Source organism: Pleomorphovibrio marinus (genome assembly GCF_003347495.1).
GTDB classification, from domain to species: Bacteria; Bacteroidota; Bacteroidia; order Cytophagales; family Cyclobacteriaceae; genus Pleomorphovibrio; species Pleomorphovibrio marinus.
On sequence record NZ_QCXY01000011.1, the window covers coordinates 128,762 to 146,276 of the forward strand.

A 17,515-nucleotide genomic window follows, 5' to 3' on the forward strand; every position below is an offset into this window, starting at 1 on the left:
TATGCCTCTCCGAGGGAGCCGATCCGGCACTTCCCGCAGGAAGTCACCTTCGCTGGCATTTGACTTCTGACCTCGGGTTCCCTCATGCTGGCTTCCGTGTCCGTTCACGACCAACATCCAATTGGCCATGGCCGAAAACAGAATATGAAGAAGGCTATTTCACACGGGGTGAGATCGCGACCTCCGTCACCGGTGTACACGTGGTGAAAAACCCGCTACGTGCTGAGAACGCTTTTCTGACAGCAGAACATCACCTATATTGCTCCTCGCCATCTAATCCCATTCGCTTCGTCTACGAACAGCGTAATGATCGTACCGAGCCGGTTTTCCAGCCGTGGGTACGCTTCGCTGTTTTGGTAAACGCCCAAGAAGAAAGATCAAGTAGCATGGTCCGGCTAAAGGGTTTCGCAACGAGCAATGGAGTCCAAGTTGAAGTAGCCGAAATGAGTCGTCGTTTCAGTTCACTTCCCCGTCTTGACCCACGGAATACCAATAGCCCCCGGGCGATCTTTTTGGAACATGGTGAAATTGATCTGGTTACATTTCAGGCATCGGATGACATCATAGCTATCGGTGCTCTTTATACTACCGCTAATTTCTTCGATGGACTTGAAGATTGGAAAGTCCTTGATTATATAGGACCCCTTACTGCAGCAAATACTGATGATGTGTTAGCTCCAGCAGACCCTATAGAACTCGCACGTGCTCGATTAAAAAACATGCGTCCAATAAGACGAGTTGCCGAACCAGGGACAGGTGGGCTCGGCTCGAATATCACGAACCACAATCAATTTGAAGAAAATTTATCCCGACAGGCTGAGGAATGGGCGGAAATGATGAAGCTCGCATATAAGTGCGAAATTAATGAAACGGGTCCGCGCCCACCAGGCACAATTACCGTAGATGATCTCGTCGATACTGACTTTGATGGGGAGCACCCCGATAGCAAACTTAAAATCCCATTCTATGGTCTGATCCAGGCGTCAAGCTTTCAACCTCATATCGCCGCTATACTGGGCCTAGGTTATTTCGATGAAGAAGGCAAGGACGGGATAAGTCGGGACTATGCTGTTGATGGGGTCATTTCGACCATCTGGCACCGATATGGAGCCTATACTGAAGCCGCGCGAACTCAACAAAACCTCCAGCAGATTCGCAAGCACCACATTGCTCATGGTCTAGGTTCCGATTCTTGGATGGAACTAACGAGACTAAATCCGCTGCTATTTCAGCGTCTTGTCAGCTATGCTATTAACATAAAGGCAGGGAATCCCGATCCTATTCCGCATCCAATGCTAAATTTGCGTTCAATTCCCGACGCGTCCCAGTCGCCGGTCCAAGCCCGGGTAGAGTTGACAGTAAGCAGTACGGCCACCGAGACCCGGCCACTTGTTTGGCGTACCAAGCCAAACTCATCCGGGGAGGTAGAATTAGACCTTATGCCACTGGATGGAGAAAGTGGTCTGCTATTGGCAGCACTTCCCTCAGAAGAAGGCAAAGTAAGTGTCTACGACGGGAGCCTCCCAAGTTATGGTATAACACAGTACGGTGCTGTTAATATTGACGTCTTTGGCCGGGCTAGTGCAGTAATCAACGCATCAATCAACGTGAGGGACCTCGTGCCGCCACCATCCCCGGGCACGCCAGAAGTCACGTTGGGCCAGACGGAGACTCCGGAAGGCCGCATTTTTACCGGCAGTAGCGTGAGCTTTCTGTGGAGCAAAGGTGCGGCGGAGGCGGCAGCTGATGTCGTTGGCTTCAACCTATTGTGGAAAGCCGGTTATCATTTACCAGCTGAAGTACTTAGGCGACCGGATGGCCAGAAGGCTATTGCCTGGCAACCATCTCCCAATGAAGGATATACCGAGGATACGATATTGACTGAAAATTTAGATCTGCCTACTGTTTACCGAAATCGCCGACGTGAAGTTACAGTGGTCTGCACCGCAAAGGACAGGGCGGGAAACTTCTCAGCACCATCGCCCCCCGGACATGGCATCCGTATTGATGAGATCAAGGTGGCCGCTCCTACCCAGCCCGATGAACCGGAGTGGTCGAGTTGGCCAGATGCAAAAGGTGAAGTCCGATGGCGATGCAGGTGGGCGGTACCGGCCGACGTACAAGCCTCACGTCTTCTGGTAGCCTCGGAAACACGAATCTTAAGCCTTTCATCCACTGATCGAACTGCACATTTGGCACTCTCACCCGCAGCTCGCGCCACTGCTCTAAAAAGGATTGCAAGCAGAACACCGTATGCCTTTATGCCAACAGAGCTGGCCCTGCCTGCGCCAATTGATCATGCGGATGTGGTGATGAAGTCAGGTAGTCAGGACTGGTGCGTGGCTGTAATCGAGTTCATCGGCGCTACTGGCCAGAAGGCAGATTGGCCGGAAAGAGAAGATGCCTTCGCAGTTATCCGGCCAAGAGGTCTGGAATTGCTACCCCCACCTTTACTGAGAATTAATCTGGAGAATAGGATTGCCAAGTTCACTGCCGAAGGAAGTGTTCCGGGCAAGGTTGAGATCTTCACTGTAGCCCACCCACGCCTTATCGAGGCGGCGACGGCACTTGGACCCGTAGCTAATATCCTTGTCCCACGAGGTGAGGATCAAGAGACACCTAGTGTTGATCTTGAAGAGTGGCAAAACGAATGGGTTGGGTTTGCAGCTTGGCTATGGGCCGACGACGGCCGACGGTCGGAGCTCTCTCCAATCCTATGGAGACGACTTTAAAAATAAGATCTTTAGAATTAATAATACTACTTTACTAACTTAAGTTTTTTTATCGTTTTGGTAATGCCTATCGATGTCCGCCTTTCTGTTTTTATGCCTGATTTCCATCTGCTCCAGTCTTTTCTCATAATCTTCGGGAGTTCCGAACAGCAGCACGATCATCAGGATCCTCAGGTCCCTGACACTCAACAGGGGGCAGTTTATCCCGTTGGCGATCCTTTCGGTCATCATAAAGAGGGTGGCCATAAAGACAAGTGAATGGTGGTGGTGCCAGCCACTCCACTTCCTCACCTGGTAATCGGAAAGCCCAAGCTCGTTCTTGCTGTCGTCGAAAGTCCTTTCCACCCAGTATCTCTGTGCCTGAAAATACCCGTAATCCTTTGCCCCGTATTCATCCACCCCACCGTTGCTGAAACTGTACTTGATTTTGGGTTTTTTACCGGTCGTTTTAGTAATTACAAGCGTCCTTTCCCTGGCCCTGTCCTCCCGGCCGTCCCAGGACCATACCCGGCAGGTGTGTACCATAAGCCTGAGCCATCCCTTGGCCGTTTTTCTGATCTTTGCCTTTTTCCAGTGCTGGTCCAAAAGGCAGCCGCAATAGGTGTCCAGCCGGAAGGGGATCCTGTCCGTTTTCGGGTTTGTGAGCTTCCGTCCCCTGTTGCTTACGGGCTCCGGAACTGCTATCGGGGGCTCCTCCAGATAGACCATTTCATCCCTGTGCACGTCAAGGACATAAAACAGCCCCCTTTCATCCAGGCCCCTGGTCAGTTCCCCGCTGTGGCCGTACAGGCCGTCGCCCCTGATCCAGTCAAAGCAAACACCGTTTCCCACACATTCGTCTATCATTTCCAGGGACAGTTCGGGCTTTGTCCTGAATTCACGCCGGTCCATTGGAATTCCGGCCCTGTCACATCTACGGGTGTCTTCTGTCCAGCTCTCCGGCAAAAAGAGCTTTTCGTGGATTAGGGTGGCGGAGGTATCGTTATTCAGGCTGGCATATACACCCACCTGGCAGTTGTCGACCTTGCCCACTGACCCCGCATACTGCCGGGACACGCCTACCGACTCATTGCCCTTCTTGACGTGCGAGGACTCGTCGATGAGCAGGCCCACAGGAAGTTTGTTTATCTTCTTTTGCGCCGCCAGGGCTTCCAAGGCCTGTGCCTGGACCTTATGGATCACTGCCTGATGGTCCCATTTGGAAAGGGTGAGGAAATGCTGGTACCTCCTGTACTCGGCTGAATCTATCTCTTCTTCCATCCGCTCCATGTTTGCCGTGTTTTTTTCACAGGTCATAAGTCCCAGGGTGTATTCAAAAGCAGTTGGGGTGTTGTCGTGCCGGTGACAGATAAAACAGGATTGGCAGGAATTGACAAAGTTTTGGAGCTTATCAGTTGATTTACAGATATTTAACCTAAAATCAAATTTTTTTTATCCGATTGAAAAAGCATGGGCTTAATTCAATCGGTCATGGTTTAAGATTCTTTATATTTACCCGAATATAGCAATTTTGGGACTCCCAGCCAAGTAATTTTTAACTCCGTAAAGTAGTAATAAATAATGGAAAAAAAGGAAATAGAAAAGATCATAGAAGAAGAATACTTTTTTATTAGGTAAACAAATTCGTTGAAATTTATAGGTGGCTTCATTGGCGCAATATTAGCTATTCTTGGGATTTCATTCTATACCTTCGTTACAATCCTTAACTCTAAGGGAGTTTCTGAATTAATTTCACGAATAGAAAATAACAAGATAGAATCCGATAAACTTCATGAGTCTATAAGAACAAATGATGAGATTATTTCTCAAATCGATGCAATCAATTTGCCAGTAGGGTCAATAATCGCTTTTGGGGGAAGTTTGGAAACTTTGAAAAATTCAAAAAAATGGCACGTATGTGACGGGAAAGAGTTAGATAGAAAGGAATATAATGAACTGTATGAGTCGATAGAGATCAATTGGGGTTCTGGTAACAGTATGAATACATTTAACATACCAGATTTGAGAGGTCAGTTTCTACGTGGTGTTGATATGGAAAGTAATAATGACCCTGATACAAGGAGTAGATCAGCCAAGTATATCGGTGGCAACGAAGGTGATAATGTAGGTAGTTTTCAAGATGATATATTTAAATCTCATGGTCATAAATCAGATGCATCAAGGGGTGTAATATCGAACTGGGCCGGTGGCGCACAACTAGGTGAAATAATGAGTGAACCCGCAATATTTGAAGAAACTGGAGGAAGTGAAACCAGACCTAAAAATGCATATGTATTTTGGATTATTAAAATAAAATACAATCTATTAAAAGACTACGAGCCATATATAAGAAGTTGTTCAATTAATGTAAATGTTTGCTTTCGGATGCCGGAGAGCAGATCCCAAATCACATCATTTAATTGAGTATTATTCATTTTTTTTTAGCTATAAATCGCATTTACTCAATAAACCATTAACCTAAGAGGAGCAATGCGGTTTTTTGGTTTGGGATCCCGGGTTGAGCCAACAAATTTTTAAATCAACCAAAAATTAATTCGGAAAAATGAAAGGTCAGTACACCTAACCTCTAATTATTCCAGAAAATGCATTATCAGAAGCCAGTATCGACCAGCTGGACCACTTCCTCGAGCAGCGTCACAGGCTCAACCTTAATAGACTATACGGAAAAGGCATCATACCCGGCCTCGATGTTGAAATGGGTGCCAACCATGCTATTACCATTAAGGAGGGATTTGGGTTCACTTCGCAGGGCTTGCCCATGGAAACTGGCGAAACCGAATATACCCACTTTACACCTTATCATCCCCCACCGTTTCCTTCTTGGTTCGCTGATTTATTGCAACTTGAAGCAAACAATAACATGAACCTGTCATTTTATCAATCCAATAGTATTTACCGACTGATTAAGGAAGATGAAGCCGATAAGGATAATGTTACCCACCTAAAAAATAAAGAGGACTTATCTGAATTTGTGGTCACTTGTTTTTGGAAGCCAGTGTAAAAAAGGCAAGCAAGGATAATCCATACATTTTTGATTTCCCTTAATTGCCATTTAACAATGATATTCTGACTTATTATTGATTTGTGCTGTGGCGATAGAAAAAGTGCTTGTTTCCTAAATTTAATCTGTCCAACCACCCCCCTTTTCCCCCTCCTAAAACAGGAGGAGGTATATGTGAATTACTATCCTTCCTCCTATTGCTTGTTTGGTTTCACGAAACTGCTTCCCAATTCCAAGTTAATTAAATTCTATTTTTCTCAATACCCATTCGCCTTAATTCCAGGCACCAATTAACCTCAATAAGAAGAAAAAACCACATTATTGGACTGACTAGCCCCCCTCCTGCTATAAGGAGGGTGGTAGAAAATACCAAATCTTTGGTATTGCCTGGATCATAAAGAAAAATTACCTTGACAATGCGATATTTATTGAATAGCAAATTGGGTCTTGAAGAGAATCAATCCTAAGCAAGCATATTCATTTTATATCATCAATACCCACACCATGTACCTAGCACCAGAAGCATATACTAAAATTCGCGAACAGGTACTGGAGATCCTTCATGAAAAATATCCCGGCCAGTTTATCGTGGGGGAACCCTGGGACTATATAGCCCTATTTCCAGCCAAACATGAAAAAGTGGGCTATTTGAAATTGTACCAGGACATAGAGTTCATCACCTATGTAGTGCAATATGTCAATCATGGACACCTGAATTGCCCCGAAGACGAAACCCCGGATTATACCGCCAACTACATGAAATGGGAGGTAGTGGAATTGCTCGAGGATCTTTTGAACGACAACATGTTATTCGGTGTGGACAGGGGACTGACCTTTTCCATGGGTATTCCAAGATGCCCGCCGGAAAATTGGGAAGACTATATGGAACCCGGAGTCGACTATTTTGTATGGTCTGGGCCAATTCCAAATTTAGCGGAAGAAAAGGGTAAGGATACTGCTGTTTTCAGAAAACGGCTCGAAGAATAAAAGGCTTCCACCCTACTCATTGTAATGGTGTAATATCAACATTATAATCCGTGAACAACTCCTCCAGGCAATGAAGACTAAATACGGGGACACCTTTAAAATAGGCGACCCATTGGACTACGTTGCCCAGTTCCCCGCCAAACTATCCCACAATAATGGAAAAGGATACAGGTAAATAGGGGTAATTTGAAATTACCCTATGGATCAAATCGGAACAACAAATAAAAATCCAGTCTGAAACATGAACCTGATCCATTTTTCCCTGCACTAAAGGAAGTCAAAAATGGATTTGGAATCGTATTCAACCAACTCAGTTTTCATGGATTCCCTTCTATTCACACCACGGCATACTCCATTCGATGTGTGAAGGACTAGGAGCAACATGAACACCACCGTCGTACCCAAGCCCCAAATAGTCCTGTCTGCATATAAAGGTAGGGTGGCATAAAAAGTCCCCAAGAGACTGCCGATATACAGCACCACACTCAACTCGCAGCACTGGCCGGTGCAAGGGCAAAAACCCGTAAGTGAGTTTCATTTTCCATCGATTTTTCCGATCCTTATAAAAGCTCCGTTCATATCGTCCGTACCTACGGCACTATCCCGTTGGTGATGCACGTACCAAATCCATGGGTTAATAACCATGGTTAGTACATCGTTCGCACCTACGCAGCTGTTGGATCCTTCCATCACAAAAACTGAATAAAATTAAATAGAACCACAATCTATTCCTTTAATTTCCTAAGGATATCCCATCACTCAATAGAGGAATCCATCAATAACCTACACCAAGTCAAACGCATATGCATATTCCAGGATATCCCTGAGGCTGCGGATTTCCAGTTTTTTGTTAATGTTCTTTCGGTGCTCCTCCACGGTGCGCCGACTGATAAAGAGTTTTTCCGCAATGCAGGGGTTGTTCACCCCCTCCGCCAAGAGCTTCAGCACTTCCATTTCCCTCCTCGTGAGGGAATCAAAAAGTAGCTGATGGTCCCTTTTAAACAGTTCCTCCGAGATTACCCTTTTGATTTTAGCAGATATATCCAGCTCCTTATCCAAGGGAAAAATAAAGGAAAGGTATCCTATCCGGAACTTTTTGGTAAGTACCAGGCAAATGGTATAGCATTGCTCCCGGGGGTGGTACAACTGCTGGTAGTTTGAATAGATTTTGTCCCCCCGATCGCTCTTATAAAAGCTCCTTATTTTTGGGAGTTCGTAGGCCAGGGTATCGGGATGATAAAAGGCATCCAGATTGCCGTTTTTCAGGTCTTTCATTTTTTGCGCATTCAGTCCAAACCAGTCCCTTCCTTCGGGATTGAGGTAAAGGCAGCGAAAATCCTCGTCGCTATGCTGCAAAATATCCCCACATTTCCCTCCCACCTCCTCCAGGGATTTGTCACTTTTGGTAATCAATCGATCGTACTTGATCAGTTGCTGTTGCTGTTGGGTTAACATGGAAGCCAAAATTTCCATAGTTGAAAATGGGTTTATACATGACACAGTTCTTCCTCCCCACCCCTATAGGGAGGATTACTTAAACATCATCGTATCCTTTGAAAACATCAGAACAGGTTCAAACGAATAGTAGGGTTAAAACAATCAGTTTGCACCTTTCAAAGAATAGGTCATAAAATCCACTAAAGTTGCGTGGAACCAGTTGGTTTAGGTTAAATAACTTGATCAGGCCCACAAGAAACAAGCATTCCATATTGGGAAAATAATCTTGTTCACCTATCAATGATCAATAAATAATTTTATGATTTCAAATATAAAATATTAGAGTTAAGATGCAAGAAAATACAGATCAAATAATAGTCTTTGGATAAAAAATAAATTAATTATTTGTAAAAAGATTATTTTTTCCCAATATTATTCAAAAACGTTTTTGAATTTACAACTCAAAACGGTTTTCTCCCCTAAAAAGCTTAAGCTACTATTTGATATCCGAAAGTGGTAGTTGGTCTAAATTAAATTCTTTTAATGGGACCAAAAACGTCGTTCATAATTAAAAGGACCCTTCCTCAGTAACCCTTCTTAATTGGTAAAAGACTAAATCAAATACCCCAATGCGATAGGTACGCCATGTAAATAATGTTTTCCGGGTTGAGAGTTTGAGAATGGAAAGTCCCTAAATCGTCGCTAAATGCTCCCACCTTAACTAAAAACAAATGTACAAAGGTTTAAGGGGGTCCCATTTTAAGAGTGATTGTCATATTTCTGGGTTTGATGCTTTACTTGAATTCAGCATTTTAGTATTTGAAAATGATTGGGGTGGTCACTACTACCAGGACTGGTGGTAGTGCTGGAAAGCAGAAGGTTGGACCAGCCTGGGCCGCCACCAAAATTTTAATTGGATGCCTGTGCAGACGCCGAAGGTGTTTAAGAAGGTATCGTTTGGTTGACGCTTTGATGAAAATATGGATATATACTTTTTATTGTTCCACCTAACCTTACCTCCGTTTTCCAATCATTATCACTTCCTTTTTCACAAAATATACCAAAGCTTGGGTATTGATTGGCTTTGGTATAATAGCTACTTTGGTTGTCTATATGGTAGTTTCCATTATGGGGGTGAGAGGGCGAAGCTGTAGGTTATTAGGTTAATGAAAAGGAGGAATTTAGTAGATGATTAGGATGATTTGGCCCTGGAAAATATATCATATTAGCCATCATTGTTGTTTCTCAATACTGGCGTTACCCCCATATGGATTTTCTTTTCTGGTCGTAAGCCGTAGCTAAGTTACTCGAACGTAAGTTCGTATTTGGTCATCAGCACTTGGTTTACCGACAGTTGAAGCCACCTATCTATTCTGAGGGAATCCCCAGTATTCTGGACTTTCTGTTGCTCTTTGGAATTTCCACTCCCTTGATAGGTTTCGGTAAACGTGTGGTTCAGAATAGATGTGGCGATAATGTCCCTGTGGCTTTCCAGATGGGAACGCCTTTCTGTGACCTTTATGCCGTCCACCACTGCAGAACCCTAGTTCTGCATCACCTGTCGGTAGGCTTTGTGGAGGTTCTTACGGTTGATTACTTTTTCTATCATGATTTAAACTATTAAACAAGTGAAAGGAGACTTTCACGCATTCCGTACGAACGGGTTGGGAACGTAGAGGTGAAACCCCAGTGTGGTTCAATTATAAGCAAGTTTAAAAAAGACAATGGTTAAAAAAGGCTGATTACCAGTAGTGACTAGACAAATAATCGAATTTAAATGGAGTCCTGAAACCATTAAAAAAACGGGGCGTCACCGAAAAGCCTTACGAGTAGGAAAGTCAAAACCCATTACAATGGCAAAAAAATTAAAGTAAATCAAAAAATGTGGAGTGAAATTACTCCTGAAGAGCAAGGTGAGATTAAAGATGACCTTGTTAAAGCAGGTCTTATTGAGAAATCCGATACAATTGTCGGTGATCCTTCTATTGACGAATTAGAAGAAGACCAAATTGATGCATTTGTTGCAAAATTGGAAGCTAAACATGTAAAAAATCCGTGCAGAACTGCGTGTAAAACTGCTTACGATATTGCGCGAAATGCATGCAATTTACATCCTAGAAGTAAAAAACGGAAAAAATGTAGAAATGCAGCTATGAATGCTTATCAATTGTGCTTGTATGCGTGTGGCGAATAATTTCGAAATGTGAAAATAAGTGTAAGGATAGAAGAATTGCTTTTATCCTTACACACTACACTCATTTTCAAAAAGATTTGAACCGGACGATCATCCAGCACATAGTCGAGTAGGTAAAGTGAATTACCACCCCAAAACCTTTCAAAAGTTTAACCTGCCCAATAAGATAACAAGGGGGAGGTCGGCGTGAAATGGATTATTCTTGGGGAGTTGAATAAAAAGAAATTGGTACCTGGGTTCTAAAAAATAGCATCAAAATGGGTTATGATTGGTATCAAGAAAATATTGCAAATCCGATTATTTATATTCATATTTGACCACAAACAAATTCATTTTTAGGAGTCAAAAATATCAAAAAAACATGTTGTGCAAAGCACTGTCTTTCAGCTTGTTTAAGATAGTAATTTAAGTGCAAAAAAAGAAGTCTAAAAAAGACATTAATTAGTCTATTTCATGTTTTTACTTTATTTTTTTTAGTCTTTTATTAAAAGCATTAAACTAAGTTCTTTTTAGAAATATTATATCAATGTCGTTTAGTTAAGAAAGTAACGATTAAATTTCATATATTGTAGGGGTATATAAGGGGTAACTTAACTACGAGCCAGAACAAAGATTATAGACTAAACATAACCAAACATATTGACCATGAGCTTGTCGCAGAAGCATTTATTAGCCGTACAAAAGACGACCATAAGGGGGTGTTTTCCAGAAACAGAGATCCGATTATCAGGCAGTTATATTTTTTATCATGTCATTCAAGACTGCTTTGCAACGTGATCGGGACAGGTTCTATAAAGCACTTTCCAACAGTGATTTCAAATAGGGAAGTCACAAAATCTCCCTTGAGCCAGGCAAGGGCTAAACTTAACCCAGGGGCATTCAGAAGACATAATGAAGTTGCCGTTAACGGATTTTACGGGGAGGCCTCCTACTACATCTGGTACGGGATGCGAGTGTTGGCAATGGACGGTAATAGACTTATGCTTCCCAAGTTCAAAACTGTAGTGAAAGAGTTCGGCAGACTCTACCATTACCGCTGGAATGAGGAGGAGGCTTACAAGCTTCTCAAGAGCAGGATGGAATTGGAAGCTTTCTCTGGAAAAACCGCAATTGCCATTAAGCAGGACTTCCATGCAAAAGTATTCATGATGAGCATGTGCGCGGTTTACGCGTATCCGATCGAAGAAAAGGTACTGGCTGAATATAAAGCGGAAAAAGATAGAAAATTCCAACAAAAGATCAACAGAACAAATGCACTAGCCACGGTGATGGACATGTCCATACCCATGTTCCTTAAACGGAAGTTTCAGGAATCTTTGGATGCTTTTGATGAATTGGTGTAAAACACAAGGGAAATTGTAAGGCCGGGAAGAAAACTACCAAGACCCAAAAGGCCTAAAAAAGTGCATCATATGAATTACAAACCGCTTTTTTTATTTCGCATCAGCGTCAGTGGCTTTTCCTTCCATTGTTCCGCCTATTTCATCACCAATAATTTGGCTCTTCAATAGAACGACTGCTTCCCTGGTGAATGCGCATTGAAAAATTATATTAATAGCCTTTGTTGCTATCCTTAAATTTTGAGAAATGAATGAAATTTATAATCTTGAAATAAAAAATGCGGAAAATGTATGGATGCTTATTAATTGTAGTTTTATGCCGGTGACGATTAATTCGAAATACGAAAAAGAGTGAAAGGATAAAAGAATAGACTTTTATCTTTTCACTCTTTTTCAAAAGGATTTATTAAATTAAACATTTTACGAGAGGACTGACAGGAAAACGGCTTTGGATATGCTCGTAGTCTTAATTCTAACCTTAGACAGCATTGATAATGATTTAGTGAATATGATAGGAAGGACAAATAAAAGACTTTTGATAGGTGTATCAAGTCCTGTAGGATATCTTTATGAAAAAGTAGAAGTTCATGGCAAACCCGCCCCAGTTTTGGAAAGCCCATTGAGCTATTTTTTACTTTATGACGAGATTTGGTTTCTGTCGAAAAATCTATGTCCCAATAATATGGAAAAACTAGATTTCGTTCATTTTGTTGATAGGGAATTGATGTCAGAAGGACTTCCCGTGGACTTTTCAATGGGAATGAATCCAAATCCGTTCGGTGATTTTTCTTGGACAAATTGGAGAGAAGTTATTAGAAACACCATCGGATTAAGATGGCGCTGCGACAATCATACAAGAAGTTTTAATTTTGGTGAACTTTCACTTTTCCCTACACCTGGAAAATATTTAAATCTGCTCGTAGACAGATATATAGCGACAAGTTTTGATATGGATTTAGTTGAGAATTCTGCAAATTTTATTTGGAGTCAAGAAATAGATCAAGCTCAGCTCAAATTAAATGTCAGTGAACAGCTTTTGACGTCTTCCATTTCATCTTTTCAGACAATTGATGGTCCTTGGCATCCTGAAATATTAAATCTTAGAGGAGATAACCTATTAAAAAAGTACAGGAAAAAAATACAAAATGTGACATTGGATGATATACAAGATGTTGATAAAAGAGTGGGAGAGCTATCAATGGAATTTGAAAAAGTTACATCTAATATAGTTTCAGAACATTTCGACACCAGTGGGATGTTTAAGAGTACAGCTATGTTCTTGGTGGGACTAATTCCATTTGTAGGAAATTTTATTGGTGGTGGACAGGTTATGAAGGAAATATATGATAAGATTAGGCTAAGACAAGAAAAGGGGTGGATTGGGTTTTTAGGTAGGGCACAAGGGTCATTGCAGGGAAAGAAATAACTGTTGCCAACAATTTAGCTGTCATTGCGGGAGTTGCCCAAACAACGAAAATGCTTAATCACGAAATCGGTGAAGTTCTTTGAGGGATTTGGCCAGGTTTTAAATGTTTAATAAATAAAACTTTTAAATAGCCCGGGAAAATCTGACCAAATATAGCTTTTTTTAATAAGGCACTTAATAAGTAAACTTCTTGTATGGATACGGTGGCTTTATCACCATTCTCTGGATTAAATTCTCGAAGATCCCTTCGCCCATTTTGTGACGGTTGAACCTGTTGGTGTACTCGTTGATGTAGTGCTGCAGGTTCAGGACCGAATGATGGTGGGTACCCCTAAGCCATGCTTTCAACATCATGATTACTCGGTGCGTCTGCTTGAAGTTCTCCCCCTTCTATCCCGATTTTTCATGAGACAGTCTGGGATAATGGGCTTCAATGCCCTTATACTTATTCCAATAGTCAGTCTTGTTCGGTATCGCTTTTAATTCGATCCTTCATAAATCATCCCAAAATAACCTTGGAGGCAGTTTCTATCACCCTTACATACCAGCAGGAAACACCTATTGCACCCCTTTCTATGCCCACCCACTACCATGATTCCCTTTTCCCCTCGTTTCTTCCTAATGCTTGGTCGTCTTGACCGCCAACATAGGTTTCGTCCACTTCTACTTTTCCCGTCATGGGAAAGTTTGGCTGCTTTCCATCGCATTCATCACTTTGCGCTTAAAAAGCCAGCAGGTTTTTTGCCTAAGCTCAAGCCTACGGCTCAATTCGCCGCTACTGACGCCATTCTTGTCAGTAGAAACATAATAAACAATATAAAATGCCTTGCGAAGAGAGAATTTGCAATTATGAAAAAGGGTGCCAGCCTTTGGAGACTCTAGCCGACCACATTTAGTACATTCCCTGTCAAATTCTTTTACTCCTTTGCAATAGTGGGTATGATCACACTTTCTACAACTAAATCCAACCTTCCACTTGATATTTGCCAAATATTCATAACATGACCTATCGTCAGGAAACCGCTCCTGAAACTCAAATATTGACAAACTCCTATACCTCTTTTCCATAAAATCGTCATTTAATTGTAATATAGCCCTATTTTGTTTATTAAAAAAGCACCTTATTAAGAGGATTATTTAATCTCAATATTATTCAATTATTTTCTTTAAATTTAAATACACTTGTAAATCAGAGTCCTAATTTATTCCTAAAAATTTGGATCACTGGACTTTACTTAAATAATTTCGAGGATTTATCTTAAAATAGAACTAAAAACCGAGTTAAGACACCAAGTGAATTTGGAGGTTGTTTGATTAGGTTGATTTTAATAAATATCACATTTGGGGGGTTGGCCTTGGAGAGTGTGGAATAGCTGATACGAGTAAAGCAATATCCTTAAAAAATTTTATAACCTATCCCCTCCCAACTTGCCAACATTTCATTTTATTAATTCTCCATTTTTAACCAAATATACCAAAATTTGGTATTGAATGAGTATTGTTTAAAGTCTACCTTGTTTAAAATAAGATAATGAATTAAACTAAATATTATGAATATCATTAAAAATCCATTTAACACCTATCGAATCACGTACGGTATCGTAAGTCACGACAGGACCGACTTCAAGGACTACGCACATATCGATTGCTACCGCGGAACGAAAAAGGTGGGGCAGATACTATTTGGCTCGTCGATTAGCCCTGGGAACAATGCAAACATAGACCATATAAACCAAATAAATCTCTATTTCCCCCTTACGCATTTTACGCCCCTTTTACAGGTCCTAAAATTTTGCGGTTCACAATCCATCGCTCTCTATGTTGAAATGAATGAGCATAAAAACACGGCTTGTATGGGGGGAATAGCAACGGAAACCTAGGCTGAGTTTGGAGATTCAATCTAGCGTTCAAAGTCCTACACAAGCAGATAAAAGAGGGCGATGATTTTTCAACTATGGTAATGTTGGTTGCCTAAAACCTCAGCTCCTATGTCAGCTTTTAAAAGTTTTTACTTTACCCCGAGCCTTATTTTAAAAGCATATTTAAAAAAGATCTTCAAAACTTGCAGACCAAACTCTTGCTTTCAAGGTAGAGGTACATTTTGGGAATTAACAAAAAAACCCCTTAAAAAGATATCAAGATGCTTTATTTTAATTTCTTAAATTAGTCGGACGACAGTAGTAATTATATTTAATTTAAAACAATATATTGCGTGAAATCTCTTTTAAGATTATGCAGTTAACGGTATCCATCCGATAAACCCCATCTTCCACGGCTGGCAAATTGTGGTTAGACTTGCACCATGAAAAGACAGAGCGAACAAGAAATGAGAAACCTGTACCTGGAATGGTTGTCATCCGGCAGGAACAAGTCGGATTTTGCGGATTCAGTTGGCTTGGTCCGCACCACTTTTTACTATTGGGCCAAAAAATTCAGCACCGAAGGGGAAGCACCCCCTGCCGGCAGCGGTTTTCAACAGCTGGACCCGGGACCAGTCGTTGGCCGTGGGCGCGTGACGGCCCATATCCATTACCCCTCGGGGGTGAGCCTGGAGCTCTACGAGGGTGTTTCCGCCGAATACCTAAAAACCCTGCTCGGGTAACCCATGCTGGCCCTATCCACTTCCTGCCGCTACTTTCTCTACGGCAGCCCCACCGACATGCGCTTCGGGATCAACTCCCTGTCGGGGCTTGTCCGTAACAAACTCGGCACCGACCCGATGAACGGCGACGTGTTCATTTTCATAGGCAAGCGGTCCAACCAGGTCCGGCTGTTGCAATGGGACGGGGACGGTTTTGCCCTGTACATAAAAAAGCTGGAGCGGGGTACTTTCGAGCGCCCCCTGCTTGCCGGGACGGCCATCACAAGCGCCCAGCTCACCCTTCTCCTACAGGGGGTAAGGCTGGAATCGGTGCGCTACAGGAGGCGGTACACCCCCTTAAAAAGGGCCTGAAAAAAAGGACATATTCAAGGGAAAAAAGTGCCTCAAAACCACTTTAAACCCGTTTTTTATGCGTATTTTTATGTCATGGAAAACACGGCAACCGACTACAAGAAGCTATACGAGCAAGAGCTCGAAGCCCACCGGGTGTCCTTGTTGACCATGTCCGAAAAGGAGGACACCATCTCAGACCTGCGGTTTGAACTCGACAAGCTCCGCAGGCATATTTTTGGGTCCAAAAGCGAAAAACGCGGCAGCCATGTCGGCGAAAACCAGATGGGGCTCTTCGAACTGGGCACCACCAGGGCCGTACAGGAGGAGCTGTCCGGGTCTGTGGGCAAAGAACAAAAACCCGCGCCCAAGAAGAGGGCCAAGGGCACCGGGCGTATGAGCCTTCCAAAAGAACTCAGAAGGGAAGAAACAGTGATAGAACCGTCGGAACCTACCGAGGGGTGCGTGAGGATTGGGGAGGAAGTCACCGAAGTACTGGAAGTTGTGCCCGCATCATTCTATGTGAGGCGTTATATCCGTCCGAAGTATGCCAGGCCGAACGGCGAAGGCATACTTATCGGGACCCTTCCCGACAGGGTGATCGAAAAGGGCATCCCCTCCGAGTCCGTAATCGCCCAAATGACCGTCGACAAGTATGTCTACGGCATGCCGCTGCACAGGCAGATCGACAAGTACGGCAAAATGGGGGTACGCATCCCCGCCTCAAGCGCCTCGGACTGGATCATGGGGGGCTGGTACCAGCTCAGGCCGCTCTGGAAGCTCCTCCGGGTGATAGTCACCCTCCAGGAGTACCTCCAGGTTGACGAAACGCCGATAAAGGTCCTGGACAGGGATCACAAAAAAGGGATCCACCAGGGATACATGTGGCTGTACCATGCCCCGGTGGACAGGCTTGTGCTCTTCGACTACAGGAAAGGCCGGGACCGGTCCGGGCCCGTGGAAATGCTTGCGGGTTTTAAAGGCATCATCCAGACGGACGGCTATAAGGTCTATGACACCCTCTATGGGAACCATCCCGACATTCATCTGACTTTTTGTATGGCCCATGCCAGAAGATACTTTGTCGATGCTGTCAAGGACGATGAAAAACAGGCCAACCACGTGCTGGATGAAATGCAGAAACTATACCTGCTCGAAGAAAAGATGAGGTCGGAGAACATGGGCTGGGAAGAAAGGACAGAGGCAAGAAAGAAGTATGCCGACCCGGTCCTGACCGGCCTGGGCCAATGGCTGGAGGAAAACCAATACAGCTACAGGCCGGAAAGCCCCATGGGGAAAGCCATAGCCTACGCACATAAACGGTGGGCGGGGCTGAGTGCGTATGTGATCCATGGGCAAATGGAAATAGACAATAATTTAGTTGAAAATGCAGTGAGGCCCCTGGCTGTTGGTTATGCATAGTAAAAGATTATGTAAAGTAATCGGTAAAAATCCTCTTTCAGTTA

General features: G+C 43.2%; 15 protein-coding genes and 1 pseudogene. 11 read left to right on the forward strand and 5 right to left on the reverse strand.

Features of this window, described 5'->3' with window-relative positions; genetic code table 11:
- Positions 1-203: 203 nt before the first annotated feature.
- The gene (locus DB520_RS21940) at positions 204-2,732 is read left to right on the forward strand and encodes a hypothetical protein (protein ID WP_198675415.1); all 2,529 of its coding nucleotides are present in this window, start codon (positions 204-206) and stop codon (positions 2,730-2,732) included.
- A gap of 39 nt (positions 2,733-2,771) precedes the next feature.
- On the opposite strand, the gene DB520_RS21945 is transcribed toward DB520_RS21940, so the two are convergent.
- Entirely contained in the window at positions 2,772-4,028 is a 1,257-nt protein-coding gene (locus tag DB520_RS21945; protein WP_114751938.1) for an IS701 family transposase, read from the reverse strand.
- 330 nt (positions 4,029-4,358) lie between these two features.
- On the opposite strand from DB520_RS21945, the gene DB520_RS21950 reads away from it, so the two are divergent.
- From DB520_RS21950 to DB520_RS21965, 3 genes are all read left to right on the forward strand, one after another.
- The gene (locus DB520_RS21950; RefSeq protein WP_114751939.1) at positions 4,359-5,135 is read left to right on the forward strand and encodes a phage tail protein; all 777 of its coding nucleotides are present in this window, start codon (positions 4,359-4,361) and stop codon (positions 5,133-5,135) included.
- Positions 5,136-5,427: 292 nt separating this feature from the next.
- Positions 5,428-5,733, forward strand: coding sequence for a hypothetical protein (locus DB520_RS21955; protein ID WP_114751940.1), 306 nt, complete (start codon positions 5,428-5,430; stop codon positions 5,731-5,733).
- 447 nt (positions 5,734-6,180) lie between these two features.
- Entirely contained in the window at positions 6,181-6,720 is a 540-nt protein-coding gene (locus tag DB520_RS21965) for a hypothetical protein (RefSeq protein ID WP_157972200.1), read from the forward strand.
- 331 nt (positions 6,721-7,051) lie between these two features.
- Here the strand turns inward: DB520_RS21965 and DB520_RS27320 are convergent, their stop codons facing one another.
- The 3 genes from DB520_RS27320 to DB520_RS26825 form a co-directional block, all read right to left on the reverse strand.
- Positions 7,052-7,258: a hypothetical protein gene (locus DB520_RS27320; RefSeq protein ID WP_157972201.1), complete on the reverse strand. Its 207-nt coding sequence runs from the start codon at positions 7,256-7,258 to the stop codon at positions 7,052-7,054.
- A 245-nt stretch (positions 7,259-7,503) separates the two neighbouring features.
- Positions 7,504-8,193, reverse strand: coding sequence for a helix-turn-helix domain-containing protein (locus DB520_RS21975; RefSeq protein ID WP_198675416.1), 690 nt, complete (start codon positions 8,191-8,193; stop codon positions 7,504-7,506).
- A gap of 1,267 nt (positions 8,194-9,460) precedes the next feature.
- Entirely contained in the window at positions 9,461-9,688 is a 228-nt protein-coding gene (locus DB520_RS26825) for a hypothetical protein (protein ID WP_157972202.1), read from the reverse strand.
- 351 nt (positions 9,689-10,039) lie between these two features.
- Between DB520_RS26825 and DB520_RS21980 the strand changes: the two genes are divergently transcribed.
- From DB520_RS21980 to DB520_RS21990, 3 genes are all read left to right on the forward strand, one after another.
- Positions 10,040-10,351: a hypothetical protein gene (locus DB520_RS21980; protein WP_114751944.1), complete on the forward strand. Its 312-nt coding sequence runs from the start codon at positions 10,040-10,042 to the stop codon at positions 10,349-10,351.
- A gap of 773 nt (positions 10,352-11,124) precedes the next feature.
- Positions 11,125-11,694, forward strand: a complete 570-nt coding sequence (locus DB520_RS21985; protein WP_114751945.1) for a hypothetical protein — start codon at positions 11,125-11,127, stop codon at positions 11,692-11,694.
- 451 nt (positions 11,695-12,145) lie between these two features.
- Positions 12,146-13,117 (forward strand): hypothetical protein, encoded by a 972-nt coding sequence (locus DB520_RS21990; protein ID WP_114751946.1) that lies wholly within the window; start codon positions 12,146-12,148, stop codon positions 13,115-13,117.
- 174 nt (positions 13,118-13,291) lie between these two features.
- Here the strand turns inward: DB520_RS21990 and DB520_RS27570 are convergent.
- A pseudogene (locus DB520_RS27570) lies at positions 13,292-14,185 on the reverse strand (IS1595 family transposase).
- Positions 14,186-14,667: 482 nt separating this feature from the next.
- Here DB520_RS27570 and DB520_RS22000 point away from each other — a divergent pair.
- The 4 genes from DB520_RS22000 (at position 14,668) to tnpC (ending at position 17,471) form a co-directional block, all read left to right on the forward strand.
- A complete protein-coding gene (locus DB520_RS22000) occupies positions 14,668-14,997 on the forward strand; it encodes a hypothetical protein (RefSeq protein WP_114751947.1) in 330 nt (109 codons plus the stop codon).
- Positions 14,998-15,419: 422 nt separating this feature from the next.
- Positions 15,420-15,719 carry an IS66 family insertion sequence element accessory protein TnpA gene (tnpA, locus tag DB520_RS22005; RefSeq protein WP_114751948.1) on the forward strand — a complete coding sequence of 100 codons (300 nt, stop codon included), beginning with the start codon at positions 15,420-15,422 and terminating at the stop codon, positions 15,717-15,719.
- A gap of 3 nt (positions 15,720-15,722) precedes the next feature.
- Positions 15,723-16,070: an IS66 family insertion sequence element accessory protein TnpB gene (tnpB, locus tag DB520_RS22010; RefSeq protein WP_114751949.1), complete on the forward strand. Its 348-nt coding sequence runs from the start codon at positions 15,723-15,725 to the stop codon at positions 16,068-16,070.
- 75 nt (positions 16,071-16,145) lie between these two features.
- Positions 16,146-17,471, forward strand: coding sequence for an IS66 family transposase (tnpC, locus tag DB520_RS22015; RefSeq protein ID WP_114751950.1), 1,326 nt, complete (start codon positions 16,146-16,148; stop codon positions 17,469-17,471).
- Positions 17,472-17,515: the final 44 nt, after the last annotated feature.

Bases quoted from the DNA above. Each gene is read 5' to 3' on its own strand.
- DB520_RS21945 (WP_114751938.1), bottom strand. From the start codon at position 4,028: ATGACCTGTGAAAAAAACACGGCAAACATGGAGCGGATGGAAGAAGAG.
- DB520_RS21955 (WP_114751940.1), top strand. From the start codon at position 5,428: ATGGGTGCCAACCATGCTATTACCATTAAGGAGGGATTTGGGTTCACT.
- DB520_RS27320 (WP_157972201.1), bottom strand. From the start codon at position 7,258: ATGAAACTCACTTACGGGTTTTTGCCCTTGCACCGGCCAGTGCTGCGA.
- DB520_RS21975 (WP_198675416.1), bottom strand. From the start codon at position 8,193: ATGGAAATTTTGGCTTCCATGTTAACCCAACAGCAACAGCAACTGATC.
- DB520_RS21980 (WP_114751944.1), top strand. From the start codon at position 10,040: ATGTGGAGTGAAATTACTCCTGAAGAGCAAGGTGAGATTAAAGATGAC.
- DB520_RS21990 (WP_114751946.1), top strand. From the start codon at position 12,146: ATGCTCGTAGTCTTAATTCTAACCTTAGACAGCATTGATAATGATTTA.
- DB520_RS22000 (WP_114751947.1), top strand. From the start codon at position 14,668: ATGAATATCATTAAAAATCCATTTAACACCTATCGAATCACGTACGGT.
- tnpA (WP_114751948.1), top strand. From the start codon at position 15,420: ATGAAAAGACAGAGCGAACAAGAAATGAGAAACCTGTACCTGGAATGG.
- tnpB (WP_114751949.1), top strand. From the start codon at position 15,723: ATGCTGGCCCTATCCACTTCCTGCCGCTACTTTCTCTACGGCAGCCCC.
- tnpC (WP_114751950.1), top strand. From the start codon at position 16,146: ATGGAAAACACGGCAACCGACTACAAGAAGCTATACGAGCAAGAGCTC.